Source organism: Campylobacter canadensis, assembly GCF_013177655.1.
GTDB lineage: Bacteria > Campylobacterota > Campylobacteria > Campylobacterales > Campylobacteraceae > Campylobacter_E > Campylobacter_E canadensis.
In genome coordinates this window covers 588,166-601,302 of record NZ_CP035946.1, presented here as the reverse complement: position 1 = coordinate 601,302, position 13,137 = coordinate 588,166, and the positions used below count along the sequence as shown (strand labels likewise).

General features: G+C 26.9%; 12 protein-coding genes. All 12 read right to left on the bottom strand.

Annotated features, from left to right (window positions below):
* Positions 1 to 81: 81 nt before the first annotated feature.
* The 12 genes from CCANL266_RS02850 to CCANL266_RS02795 are packed head-to-tail and all read right to left on the bottom strand — an operon-like array spanning position 82 to position 13,125.
* Positions 82 to 1,311, bottom strand: coding sequence for an ArsS family sensor histidine kinase (locus tag CCANL266_RS02850; RefSeq protein ID WP_172231059.1), 1,230 nt, complete (start codon positions 1,309 to 1,311; stop codon positions 82 to 84).
* Positions 1,308 to 1,985, bottom strand: coding sequence for a response regulator transcription factor (locus CCANL266_RS02845; protein WP_172231056.1), 678 nt, complete (start codon positions 1,983 to 1,985; stop codon positions 1,308 to 1,310). Before CCANL266_RS02845 ends, CCANL266_RS02850 begins: the two co-directional genes overlap by 4 nt.
* A 10-nt stretch (positions 1,986 to 1,995) precedes the next feature.
* Positions 1,996 to 3,372, bottom strand: a complete 1,377-nt coding sequence (locus CCANL266_RS02840) for a Do family serine endopeptidase (protein WP_172231053.1) — start codon at positions 3,370 to 3,372, stop codon at positions 1,996 to 1,998.
* 56 nt (positions 3,373 to 3,428) lie between these two features.
* Positions 3,429 to 4,667: a type II secretion system F family protein gene (locus tag CCANL266_RS02835; RefSeq protein ID WP_172231050.1), complete on the bottom strand. Its 1,239-nt coding sequence runs from the start codon at positions 4,665 to 4,667 to the stop codon at positions 3,429 to 3,431.
* A gap of 12 nt (positions 4,668 to 4,679) precedes the next feature.
* The gene (locus tag CCANL266_RS02830) at positions 4,680 to 6,416 is read right to left on the bottom strand and encodes a GspE/PulE family protein (RefSeq protein ID WP_172231047.1); all 1,737 of its coding nucleotides are present in this window, start codon (positions 6,414 to 6,416) and stop codon (positions 4,680 to 4,682) included.
* Between the two features lies 1 nt (position 6,417).
* Positions 6,418 to 6,960: a hypothetical protein gene (locus CCANL266_RS02825; protein ID WP_172231044.1), complete on the bottom strand. Its 543-nt coding sequence runs from the start codon at positions 6,958 to 6,960 to the stop codon at positions 6,418 to 6,420.
* Positions 6,957 to 7,937: a hypothetical protein gene (locus CCANL266_RS02820; RefSeq protein ID WP_172231041.1), complete on the bottom strand. Its 981-nt coding sequence runs from the start codon at positions 7,935 to 7,937 to the stop codon at positions 6,957 to 6,959. The genes CCANL266_RS02825 and CCANL266_RS02820 overlap by 4 nt, the downstream gene beginning before the upstream one ends.
* Complete coding sequence (locus CCANL266_RS02815; RefSeq protein WP_172231038.1) at positions 7,930 to 8,763, bottom strand: ATP-binding protein; 834 nt, start codon at positions 8,761 to 8,763, stop codon at positions 7,930 to 7,932. Before CCANL266_RS02815 ends, CCANL266_RS02820 begins: the two co-directional genes overlap by 8 nt.
* A gap of 1 nt (position 8,764) precedes the next feature.
* Positions 8,765 to 10,360 (bottom strand): pilus (MSHA type) biogenesis protein MshL, encoded by a 1,596-nt coding sequence (gene mshL, locus CCANL266_RS02810; RefSeq protein ID WP_172231035.1) that lies wholly within the window; start codon positions 10,358 to 10,360, stop codon positions 8,765 to 8,767.
* Entirely contained in the window at positions 10,344 to 10,727 is a 384-nt protein-coding gene (locus tag CCANL266_RS02805; RefSeq protein WP_172231032.1) for a stage V sporulation protein S, read from the bottom strand. Before CCANL266_RS02805 ends, mshL begins: the two co-directional genes overlap by 17 nt.
* Positions 10,727 to 11,449: a type 4a pilus biogenesis protein PilO gene (gene pilO, locus CCANL266_RS02800; RefSeq protein ID WP_172231029.1), complete on the bottom strand. Its 723-nt coding sequence runs from the start codon at positions 11,447 to 11,449 to the stop codon at positions 10,727 to 10,729. The genes CCANL266_RS02805 and pilO overlap by 1 nt, the downstream gene beginning before the upstream one ends.
* Positions 11,446 to 13,125, bottom strand: coding sequence for a hypothetical protein (locus CCANL266_RS02795; RefSeq protein ID WP_172231026.1), 1,680 nt, complete (start codon positions 13,123 to 13,125; stop codon positions 11,446 to 11,448). The genes pilO and CCANL266_RS02795 overlap by 4 nt, the downstream gene beginning before the upstream one ends.
* Between the last annotated feature and the right edge of the window lie 12 nt (positions 13,126 to 13,137).

The following is a 13,137-nucleotide window of genomic DNA, read 5'->3' as shown; positions in this document are numbered from 1 at the left end:
TTCAGCATTAAAATGCAACAATTTAGGATAGTGTGTGTGAAATAAAAGGCGAGATTATATAAAAAAAATATTAATATTAATTTAAATTACAGCAATATTTTCTAATTTTGTAATAGAAAAAATATTAAAGCCTTGCTCGTATGAATATTCTAAACCTAATTTATGTTCTTCTAAAATTGTTTTTACAACATAAAGCCCTAAACCAAAAGAATTTATATTTCTATTACCTTGAGTAAAAGGCTCTGTATAATATTGTAAGCTTTTATCAAGCTTTTCTCCTTTATTGTAAAACCTAATACAACTAGCGCAAATTACAACTCTTACAGTGTTATCAATTGAATATTTTAAGGCATTATCTAAAAGATTTTTTACTGCCGTTGTAAATAATTTAAAATCAACTTGAACTAAAAAATTATTTTCTAAAATAATATGCACATTATCTATTTCTAAAAGCAACATAGATTTTGCCTCATCAAAAATATGAGAAATTAAAACTCTTTTTTTATTTTTTTCTACTCTGCTTGTTATTTGCTCTATTGCTGCAAATTCGTCAATTAAAATAACCATTCTATCAAAAACACCGATTAGTCTTTGTTTGAATTTGGTATCTTCTAGCATCTCTGCTGTTATTCTACCTTTTGTAATTGGTGTTTTGAGTTCGTGCATAATATTTCTTAAAAAAAACTGCCTTGAGCTATTCATATCTTTAATTTTACAAATTGCTTGATAAAAAGCATCGGACACTTGTGAAATCTCATCATTTCCTGTACTTATATTTTCTATATTTTCTAAATCATTATTAGCAAATTTTGTAATTTGTCTTTTTAATTTACCAAGCGGTCTTAATCTTGTAATTACGAAAATATAACACACAAGCAATACTAAAATAACAAAGGATAAAATAAGCTGAATGCTTATGTAACGATAAAAATTATAATCTCCATCTTTATATAAAAAATCCTTATCTAAATATCTAATATACAAATAATTATCATTTTTATAATTTAAGATTTTACCCGAGCCTATATAATTATTATCTTCATCTAAAACTAAAGAATTTTTAATAATTTCTTCTTTTTCTTTTCCTGTAATTTCTTTTAATTTATATTTGCTACTTTTGTATTCAAACTCACCTTTATTATTTGAATATAACTCCTGAAGCTTTAAATTAGCTAAATAAGCGTACTTAGCATTCAATTCACTTGAATAATTAATCTTATCAAAATTAATTAGCCATATAAATGCAACAGCTATAGTAATTGATGCTAAGGCAAAAATAAAAGTAATTACATAAAAAATACTTGATTTCATTGAGTTAGCTTATATCCTATACCTCTAATTGCGTGAATATGAGTTGGTGTTTTACTATCATCGCTAATTTTTTGGCGTATTCTTGAAATAATAACATCAATGCTTTTATTAGAGCTTTCTTCATTTATTGATGAACAATTATAAATTAATTCTTCACGGCTTACCACGCCACCTTCTTTTTTTATTAGATAGCTTAAAATATCAAATTCAGCATTAGTTAAAACAAGCTCTTTTCCTTTATAAAAAATTGCGTGTTTAAATTCATCATATTCTAAAGTTTTATTTGAATGCTCACTTGCACTAATTTGAATTTGTTCAAATCTGCGTAAATGAGATATTATTCTTGCTTTTAACTCTTTTGGGTCGTATGGTTTTGGTAAATAATCATCCGCTCCAATTTCTAAAGCTTCAACCTTGTCGTTTATATCATGACGAGCTGATGAAATAATAATCGGGCTTGTATGTTTTTTACGAATTTCTTTGCAAACTTCAAGTCCATCCATTCCTGGTAGTGATAAATCTAAAATTATTAAATCATATTTTTTTAAATTTAATTTTGATAAACCAATATAAGGCTCATCAGCGATATCTACTTTCATATCATATTGAGTTAGGTACTCGCTTAAAATTTCTGCTAATTCTAAATCATCTTCAATCATTAAAATATTAATCATTTTTTACTCCTTATTTTAATACAAATACATTTGTTATGCCGTTTCTTTTTACCCATATTTTAATGTATTCTTTATTTTTATTTTTTTGCATTTGCTCGTAAAATTCTTCTAAATTATTTACATCACTATCTTCAACCCCTACAATAACATCCATTATCATAATTCCTGCTTTTTGTGCTTTAGAATCTTTTTTTACATTTTTTACAAGAACACCATTTTCTCCAACATTTAATTTTTGTGCTGCTTTAATGTTCAAGTTTTCTAATTCTAAACCAAGTTCATCATAAGATAAATTATTTTCCTTTGAATCACTTTTTAATACAATTTCTTTTTTTAATATTTTTTTATCTCTTTCAAATTCTATGATTATTTTATCATTAGGTTTGCAAGAGCCAATGTGATTTTTTAAATCCATAACATTACTAACTTCTTTATCATTAACTTTAATAATCAAATCTCCTCTTTTAAGACCTGCGATATCAGCTGCTGAATTTGGGTCAATTTGCGTAACTAAAGCTCCTTTTTGAGAATTGTATGTCTTTTTTAAATCTTGGTTTAATTGTGCTAAATAAACACCTAAATATCCTCTTTCAATTTTTCCATTATTAATAAGCTCATTAGCTATTTGTTTTGCCATATTTGAAGGTATTGCAAAGCCAATTCCATTCGCTCCACCACCTCTTGTAATAATAGCTGAATTTATACCGATTAAAGCTCCTCTACTATCTACTAAAGCTCCGCCTGAATTACCAGGATTAATTGCAGCATCGGTTTGAATAAAATTTTCATAATCATTTAAGCCAATATTATTTTTATTCAAAGCTGAAACAATACCTTGAGTGATGGTTTCACCCACTCCAAAAGGGTTTCCAATAGCAAAAACAACATCACCTTCTAAAACTTCATTTGAATCAGCAAACGCAATTGCATTTAAATCTTTCATATCAACCTTAATGATTGCAATATCGCTTTTTGGGTCGGCTCCTATTAATTTTGCTGGCACTTCATTTGAATCTATTAAAACCTGTATTTTTGTAGCATCCAAAACCACATGACTATTTGTAATTATATAGCCATCTTTACTAATTATTACTCCTGAACCGATTTTTTTATCCATTTCATTTATTTGATTTTCTTTATTTGGTATAGAAAAGAAATGTTTAAAAAACGGGTCATCTAAAATCTCTTCAAAATACTTACTACTACCTTGTGATTTATATGTAGCGGTTATATTAACTACACTTTGTCTAGCCTTTTTAATAGAATTATTATAAGATAAAATCACTTGATTATTAGAAGCATCAACTCTATTTGCCTTTGGGGCATCTTGAATATTAATTGCAAAAATATAAATAGAACAAGCAAAAGATAACAATACTTTTTTCACTTAATCTCCTTGTTTTGGTTATTAAAGAAAAAAGTATAGATAATAAAAATTAATAATTAAGCTCTAGCAGCACTTCCTAAATCCCACATCGGTAAGAAAATTCCAAGCGCTAAGAATAAAACCATAGCAGCAATAAAAAGCATTAAAATTGGCTCAATGTAACTTGACATATTATCAATGATGGTGTTAAATCTTTCTTTGTAATAATCTGTTACTTTTTCTAACATAGCATCAAGCTGACCGCTGGCCTCACCTGCTTTAATCATTTGAATAAGCATATTTTCATATAAATTTGTTTCTTTAAAAGCTTCTGTTAAACTCATACCTCTTGAAATAGCAATTTTAGTGGCATTTAATCTTGCTTTCATAGTTGTATTTGTAATAGTTCTTAGTGAAGTATCAAGTGCATCAGCAATTGGAATACCACTTCTTACAAGCTCTGTAAAAATTAAATTAAATCTTGACATTGAAGCGTATCTTACTACCTTACCAATTAAATATATTTTTAAAACATATTTATCAACTTGGTCTTTAAAATGTCTATTATTTACATACATTTTTTTACCACCAATAATAATTACAACTAAGGCTAAAAGCATATAAAGTCCGTAATTTCTAAGCGCACTTTCAATAAATAAAAGCGCTCTAGTTGCTAAAGGTAAATTTGCACCCAATTGTTCAAAAATTTCTTTAAATTTCGGCACAACATAAAGCATAAGTATTGTAAAGGCAATAGCAATTGCTGTAACAACTACTTGTGGGTATCTCATTGCTTTTTTAAATTTTAGGTTATTATCATAAAGTTCTTGCAACATTGATGCAAGCTTTTTTAAACTATCGCCTAAATTACCCGTACTTTCTCCCAATTTAATCATAGCTAAAACAATATCGCCTAATTCTTTTCTATAAACTTCTAAAGATAAAGACAAAGAAAGACCAGAGTTTAAGTCCTCATAACATTTTGTAAATATCTCTTTTAATCTTTTATTTTGAGTAGAATTTGCAACCTCTCTTACACTATCATGGATTGAAATACCAGCACCAGCCATAACACTTAACTGCGCTATTGAAGCGATTAAATCAGGTAATTTCAACTTAGGTGCAAACATTTTGCTAGGCTTAAAATTACTAACATAAGCATTAAAATCAAACTTGGTTTGAACCTCACTTGTTTTAACAATTTTTCCTATATTTCTTTGTCTTGCAAGTTCAACAGCTCCTGCTTTAGTTTGGGCTGTAAAAGTAACTACTTTCTTTTGCCCTTGATTCATATACTCAACATTAAATTTTTTCATAATAAATCCTTATTATTCTTTAGCAACTCTTAATACTTCATCAATACTCGTAATTCCACGAGCAGCTCTTACAATACCATCATGGTACATATCAACAAATCCTTCTTCATAAGCAACTGTTCTAATTTCATCTTTACTAGCCCCTGCTGCAACCATAGAAGATAATCTATCGCTTATTGGTAAAATTTCACTAATCATCTCACGCCCTGCGTAACCTGTTTGAGAACATTTATGACAACCTACTGGTTTGTAAAATTGGAAATTCTCTACTTCTTTTGTGTATTTTTCAATTTTTTCTAAAAAGTCTTTTGATAAAACTGCAGGTTTTTTACAATTTGGGCATAATTTTCTAATAAGTCTTTGTGCTTCAATAGCTGTTAATGCACCACTAATCATATAAGGCTCAACCCCCATATCAGCAATCCTAGTAACTGCAGAAACTGCATCGTTTGTATGCAGGGTTGAAAACACTAAGTGTCCTGTTAATGCTGCTTGAATTGCTATTCTTAAGGTTTCAGCATCTCTAATCTCCCCAATCATGATAATATCAGGGTCTTGACGAAGAATAGACCTAAGTGCCGCAGCAAATGTAAGACCTGCTTTTTCATTAACATGCACTTGTTGTATTAAGTTAAGTTGGTACTCAACTGGGTCTTCAACAGTAATAATCTTTGTTTCAACACTTTTCATATCATTTAAGGCTGCATAAAGTGTAGTTGTTTTACCAGAACCAGTTGGACCAGTTACAAGGATAATTCCATAAGGAGCATGCATTGCTGCTTTAAAACGCTCTAAATTAACAGGGTGCATACCTAATTTATCAAGCGAAATAACAACTTTTGACTTATCTAAAATCCTTAAAACTATACTTTCGCCATTAATAATTGGTAGAGTTGAGATACGAAAATCGTATTCAACATTATTTACTGTAGCTGAAAAACGACCATCTTGCGGTTTTCTACGCTCTGCAATATCCATATTTGATAAAAGTTTCATACGAGAAACCATAGGCGGGTAAATATCTTTATCAAAAATAAAAATTTCTGCAAGCATACCATCTATACGACCACGCACAACACAATTAACTTCAGTTGGTTCAATATGAATATCACTAACACGGCTTACAATACAAGTTCTAAGAATTGTTTCAATTAATTTTAAAATACCTGAAGAATTATTATCAGCATCATTAGCTAAAGTTGGGTCTGAGTTTAACTCTCTTCTAATTTCTGCAACTAAATCTTTAATTGTTTCATTTTGCTCTATTTTTCTTAAAATTCTTTCAATTTGTGCTGGGTTTGCAACAAAATTTTTAACTAGCTTACGATTAAATAAATGCTGTGCTTGCTCTTGGTCATCAAAAGAAAATGGTCTTAAATAAGCAATATAAACATTAATTTCATCTTCTTTAAAAGGAATAATACCTGTATTTTTTAGCATATTGTATTGTAGTTTTTCTATTATTCTATAATCTACATCAACATTATCCAAATCAATAAAATCAAATTTTAGCCTTGCAGCTAAAGCCTTTAAAAAATCGTTATCACTTATATTAAAATTGGCACTTATTTCATCTAAACTTATGTTTTCTTCTTTGTACATTTCAAATAAAGCCCAATTTAAAGCTTCTTCATCTACATTAGATTTAATAAATTCCAATCTTTCATTTAAATCTTCAATTGCTAAAAGATTTTCTTTAATTTGTGGCACTCTTCTGCCTATTAATATACTTAAAGCTTCTATTTTCATTTCACCAGTACTCTTTCTTTTCAATAATATTTAGATTATCGCCTAATACATTAACTATTAACTTAACATAAGGTAAATCATATTTAGTATTAACTAAATACTTATACTTACCATCTTTTTTAAAATAATAATTATCGCCTTTTTTTTCATAATTACCACTTACATAATCATCGTAAATGTCTGATAATACATAATCACACTTTGGCAATTTAATAGCACTTATATCAACTCCATCAACTATTGCTGAATATAATAATTTCTTTTTATATAAAATAGTTGAATAATAAATTGCATTATCTCTTGCTTCTTTACTCTTTCTCATTGTAATAATAACAGGGGCTAATTTATTAATAAAATCAGACCTTAAGCAAGCTATAGCATATAAATTTAATAAACCATCGTCTTGATTTTTCATTGCAATATTGTAAATATTGTTATTACATACTTTTGCATATTGTTCTTTAATGATATAATCTTCTAATTTATCAATATCAAGTGCATTTAATTGCAAAAATAAAAAAGTAAATATTAAAAAATATCTCATAATGTATTTCCTTTAATTTGCTCAATTAATTTATTTACCTTTGTAGAATTTACATCTTTATTATAATTTGTTAAAGCATTTAAAGCCTGTTCTTTTTGCCCTAATTTATAACTAGCTTTTGCAAATAAAATCCAAGTTTCTTCATTTGCTTTATCTTTTTGATTAGCAATAATAGACCATTTTCTAGCATTAGAATAATCAGCCATTAAATAATATTGTTTGCTAAGCTCAATCGCAAAATAAATACTACCTGTTTCATTATAATTACTTTGTAATTCTTTAATATCACTATTTTTATTTGTTTTTAGCTTAGTTTTACTTTGAGAATCTGTTATTATTATATTAGGATTTAGCTCTTCTTCTTTATCTTCTTGCTCACTTTGTACAATTTGCATATTTGAATTTACAAATACTTCTTTAGGCGCTTGTATTTGTTTTAATACATTTTGTTTATTTGAAGAATTATTGTTGCTAATATCTTTTTTATTTTTCTCAATAGTACTATTTTTTACACCAATTGATTTTATTTCAAATGTTGGTAAATTATTTGCTAGGTTATTTACAATATCATCTTTTTTAAATATTGCGTTTTCTTCTAAAGATTGACTTTTTTTACTTTCTATTTCTTGTATATTATTTTGTTGCTTTTCTTCAACCTTTGCTATACTATTATTTAAATTTTCATTAGCTTTTTTTGAATTTAAATTTGAAATTTTACTTTGTAGAATTTTTTCTTTTTCTTTTAAAACAATACTTTTTGTTACTTCATCTTGAATAATAGCTTTATTTGTAGAAGCTACTTGACTTTGTTGATTGCTTTGATTGAAAAAAAAGTTAATAAAAATAAGCACAAATAAAACAACTAAAATACTACAAAAACCGATACTTAAATATAAAAAATTCTTCTTTTTTTTATTTTTTTTAGTATATTCTAAATACTTGCTTTCTAATTCAATAATTTCGTACATATTAAGCATTTATAAGCCTTTGTGAAATAGCTGACATTGTAAGAACCTTTTCATTAATGTTAGCATTTGCAAATTCACTTGATTTTTCTTGCTCATAAAATTCGTATATTTCAAAAGCCTTATAAAGTAATAAATTTACAGTTCTTAAGTTTCCTTTAGTTAGCTTATAGATAAAATCATAATCTTTTTTTACAAAAAAATTATTCCCTAATTTATCACTTAAACTATCAAGCTTTTTTTCAATATAAGTTATAACTTCACTTTGTGTAGATTCAACTAGCTCAATGCTTTCCCAAATACGAGTTGTAAAATGCTCTTGTGCTAATACATCTTCTTCCCCTACACTTGTTTTATGCACTGTAAATAAAAATCTAAACAATTTTGTATCAGCTAATAATCTAATTTTCTCAATTAAAATCTGCGGATAAAGTTGAGCTTCATCTAGCATTATTAAAAATGGTTCTTTTTTTGCTTCTTCTTCGCTAACAACTAAAAGCTCTTTGTAGTTTTTTAAAAAAGATTCATAAGATAGTATTTCTTTTTCTTCCTTATTTATTTCATAAAATAAGGTTGAAAAAAATTCTTTCTCAGAATAAAAAGGTTGTGGAAAGAAAATTATTTTTTTATCTTGTTTTTTTAAATCATTTTCAACTTTGGTAAGTATAAAAGTCTTTCCACTACCTGGTTTTCCATAAAATAAAATAAGCTTTAATGGTTTTGACAAAGCACTAATTATTCTATGATAAGTAATCTTAGATTTATCTAAGTTTATAAAATTAAAAGAAGCTAAATTATCAATAAATAGCTCCTTTGCATAAGTATATTTATTACTCATATTACTTTTTTAATATCTCGTCTTTAGTTGCATTTGGCTTAAGCTCATCTTTATAATCAAGCGCAAGTGTATAACCTAAATCTTCTAAAGAATTTTTAATATCTTCTTTATTTTTACTAAAATCAACAATATGCGGAGTAATTACAAACACTAATTCGCTCTTATTTTTTGTTTTAGCAGTTGAACCAAATAACTTTCCAAGTAATGGAATGTCTTGTAATACTGGAATACCATTTTTAGTATAACCATCAACTTCATTAATCAAGCCACCTAAAACTATAGATTCACCATCTCTTACCTGAACAACTGTTGATATTTTCTTTTGTTTTGTATCAGGAGCTATTGTTCTATCTGCATTTGAAGTTGAATTACCATCTTCTGCATTTCTAAGTGATGAAATACTTGGATTAATTCTTAGCATAATTTTATTATCGTCTGATATTTCAGGTAAAATATTCAATAAAATACCCACAAAAATCGATTGCATTTCTTCACTTTGCGATGTGCTATCACCACTTGAACTTGTTGAAGAGCTTTTTAATTTATAATTAATTGTATCTCCAACTGTTATTAAAGCTTGTTGGTTATTTAAAGTTGCAATTTTTGGACTAGAAACAACCTTAGCATCTCCGCTTTGTTTTAAGAAATTAAGCATACCTGTTAAGTTAAAAGATAATCTACCTTCAAAAGATGATTTTACTCCTTGGTCTGCTAAACTTTCATTTCTAATACCTGTACCTGTAATTAGCTTACCAAATAAAATATTTGAAGCATCGTTAATAATACCTGCGTCCTTTGCATCCTGAGAATTTGTAGTATCAAAACCTAAATTAAATTTAGACCAATCAACACCTGTTTTATGAGATTTGTCTAAGCTAACCTCAATAATAGATACATCAATAATAACTTGTTTTTTAAGAGATTCTTCAACTCTATTTAAATATGCTTGAATTTTATCAAGAGTAGCCTCATTTGAAGTAACTGTAATTAAACCTGCATTTGAGTTAATAGTAGGTGCAATCACTGGAGTACCCTTACCTGAATTTTGCATAATATCAATAATTTCTTTACCTATATCCTTCCAAAAATCAAACTTTTCTGATGTTTTAATTATATTATCATCATCAGATGATGAACTTGAAGATGATGAACTTGAAGATGATGAACTTGAAGATGATGAACTTGAAGATGAATCAACATTAGCCTTTGTAATAGCGCTACCTTCACGAATTGAAGTAATATAATCTAATTTAAAAGTTTTAGTTTCTAATCCAACAACTCTTAAAATATTATTTTCAAATTCATAAGTTAAACCTTGTTCTTTAATTAAGAAATCAAAAATATCTTTAAGGTGCATCTTTTTCATATTAATACCATTTTGCTTTTGTGTTAAAGCAGTCTTTGCATAAGAGTCTTTATACACTACGCTAAATGAACAGATATTTGATAATTGATTGATAATCTCATTTGCTGATGTTTCTTCTTTTACCTTAATATCAAAAGCTCTTTTTGAACAACTTGCTGCATAAGAATTTGCAGCTAAAGAACCAACTAAACAAATAGATAAGAAAAGTTTTTTATTAATTGATTTGAACATTTTGAAAATCCTTTAAATTTAATTCTTTATAATTATTAGAATTTGATATTCCAACAATATCATTTTTTATTGAAACAACTTTATAGCCGTTACTTCCATCAATTTCTTCATTAACCTCATACCACTTATTGTTAATTTTAGCTCTTTTTTCAACTATAGCTGATAATGTAAAAGTAAGTACTGGTTCTGTATTTTGCTGAGATTTATTCGTAACAACTTGATAAAATGGATTATTTAACATATCAATATCACTACTGTTTAAAATCACTCTTGCATCTGATAAAGCTTTAATCTTTTGCTCTATAGCTTCTTTGTCAATAGCAAGCACATTTATTGTTAATAAAATCATTAAAAATATATTTTTCATTAGTACTTAATCCCCCAAATTGAAATTTTTAATTCAGTTTTAATACTGCCATCATCTTCTTCTACATTATTTGAGTTATTATTTTGATTATTATTTTGATTATTATTTTGATTGTTTTCTAGATTAAGATATTTTTTATTAGAATACATCTTTATGCTTGTAATATCTACAATATCTTCTGATTCTTCTAATGAATTAATAAATCTTAAAATATCTTGAAATTTACCTTTAATGCTAAAAGAAATATTGAAAATTTCTTCAACTTTTCTGCTATGAGCATCATTTAATCTACTTTGTATATCGCCAATAATTAAATTATTTTTCATAGCTTGAGAATTAATTTTTGTAATAAATTTTGACCAATTTTTTTGATTAAACAATAAAGGAGATATTTCTTTTAATTTATTATCAAAAAAAGCTGTATCATCGTTTATAGTCTTCTCTTCTTTTCTTAAATCTTGCAATCTTTTTTGCATATTAGGCACTGCAGCCCTACTATTATTATCATCAATAAAAGCTTGCAAGCTTTCAATAGTTTTAGTCATTTCATTAGTTTTTTCAACAATTTCATTTACATATACTTCTGAATCTTCATAAGTATAATCATAAACTAAATAAAAAACAGCTACAAACAATAACACTGCACAAGCATAAAAAACATTGTTTGGTTTTAATGAAAAATAATCATCAATCTTATCTAAATAATTTACACCCTTATTCATTTTACAACCCTTATAACAACTTTACTTACATACTCACTACTTCCATCAGGATTTATAATATTTTGAATATTTATATCTTTAGAATCAATTGAGTACTTATCAACAGAAGAAATAGAATTTAAAAAATTAGCTACTTCTATGTTTCCACCTTTTAAACCTAATTCAATCGTGTTCGCATTAGCTTCTAGTGTAGTTATCTTTACATTACTAACATTTAAAAAGCCTGTTAAATCTTTTACCATTTTTGCTCTTGCATAATAATGTTGCTTTTTATTGTAAATTTCATCTAATAAGTTAGCAATATAGCTATAGCGTTGTTTGCTTTGATTTATATTTTGATTAAGCGAATCTATTTGAGATTTAAGACCACTTATTTGCTGACTTAACTTATCGTGAGTTTCTTTTACACTAGGTAATTGCTGACTTAAAGTATCACTCTTGAACGATAAATAATACCCATAAGAATAGTTAAAGATAGGGTACAAAATAGCAAGCAATAAAGCAAGCACTGCGGTTAAAATAAGCTGACCTGATCTTCTTTTTAATAGCGGTAAAGGTCTAAGATATGTTGAGATATTAAAAGTTGGCATAGGCTCTTTTAATTGTTCTTGTGCCTTTAAAAAGCTCATTAAAACAAAAGGATTGATATTTAATTCATGCTCAACATTTTCTAGTGTATTTTCTTGTGCTTTTATATTTGGAATAAATTCCTTAGTATTTTTAAATAGGTCATATTTAAACTTGTGAATATTTAAAAATTGATTTACTCTTAATGTGTTGCTATTAATTTCTGTATTATTTTCAAGCAATCTATCTATAAGCTCATCTGGGTCTATGCTTCTAAAGCAAGAAAACATAGTTTCTATTTTTCTTAAAAAATTATCACTTAAACCAATATCAGTCCCAACTATAACTCTACTAATACCCATATCTGCTAAAGATAGTGTTTTAATTCCAAAACTTATATTACTTACAAGTAGTTTAAACGCATCAGCTAAAACTTTATTTAAAGAAATCTTTTTTGCTTCTTCAATATGGTCAAATCCATATCTATTTAAATCGTCAATAAAAATTCTTTCACTAATTCTTTCGCTTAAATCATTGCAGTAAGCAGCATGAAGCATATCAATACTTAATTTATTCAAAACACGATAGTAAATTAATTCACCATCTTTATAAAAAGTAAGTGTTGCATAAGTTTTATGTAGATATATAAACATTTGCAATCCCATACTGTCTAGTATTTGATTTGAATAATATGTTTTATAAAGCAAAGGCTCCATATCAAGATAATCAATATAATTTATCTTTTTTGCAACCTCATCAAATGTTTCTGCTATTTTTTCATTATCAACAACGAATACATTATAAATTGTATTCACCCCCATACTTGCATTTGAAATACCATAAGTTATATTATAATCCTTATCAATATCTAAGCCTAATGATTCATAAATCTTATTTGTAATAACATTGATTTCATCTTCATCAGACTCGTTTGACACATCAACAGAAGAATACTTAACCTCTAAACCTGGCATATAAGAAATATTATAAGCGGTTTTGGTCTTATCCTTAATAGTAATTTCATTTAATATATTGTTAGCAAGTCTATAAAGCTTATTTGAATTTATATCATAAGCAATAATATCTCTTTTGTTATTTTTTCTAGACATTTACAATACCCT

Excerpts from the sequence above, each read along its gene's own strand:
- CCANL266_RS02805 (WP_172231032.1), bottom strand. The coding sequence starts at position 10,727 with ATGAAAAATATATTTTTAATGATTTTATTAACAATAAATGTGCTTGCT.
- CCANL266_RS02835 (WP_172231050.1), bottom strand. The coding sequence starts at position 4,667 with ATGAAAAAATTTAATGTTGAGTATATGAATCAAGGGCAAAAGAAAGTA.
- CCANL266_RS02815 (WP_172231038.1), bottom strand. The coding sequence starts at position 8,763 with ATGAGTAATAAATATACTTATGCAAAGGAGCTATTTATTGATAATTTA.
- pilO (WP_172231029.1), bottom strand. The coding sequence starts at position 11,449 with ATGAATAAGGGTGTAAATTATTTAGATAAGATTGATGATTATTTTTCA.
- CCANL266_RS02795 (WP_172231026.1), bottom strand. The coding sequence starts at position 13,125 with ATGTCTAGAAAAAATAACAAAAGAGATATTATTGCTTATGATATAAAT.
- mshL (WP_172231035.1), bottom strand. The coding sequence starts at position 10,360 with ATGTTCAAATCAATTAATAAAAAACTTTTCTTATCTATTTGTTTAGTT.
- CCANL266_RS02820 (WP_172231041.1), bottom strand. The coding sequence starts at position 7,937 with ATGCTTAATATGTACGAAATTATTGAATTAGAAAGCAAGTATTTAGAA.
- CCANL266_RS02825 (WP_172231044.1), bottom strand. The coding sequence starts at position 6,960 with ATGAGATATTTTTTAATATTTACTTTTTTATTTTTGCAATTAAATGCA.
- CCANL266_RS02850 (WP_172231059.1), bottom strand. The coding sequence starts at position 1,311 with ATGAAATCAAGTATTTTTTATGTAATTACTTTTATTTTTGCCTTAGCA.
- CCANL266_RS02830 (WP_172231047.1), bottom strand. The coding sequence starts at position 6,416 with ATGAAAATAGAAGCTTTAAGTATATTAATAGGCAGAAGAGTGCCACAA.
- CCANL266_RS02845 (WP_172231056.1), bottom strand. The coding sequence starts at position 1,985 with ATGATTAATATTTTAATGATTGAAGATGATTTAGAATTAGCAGAAATT.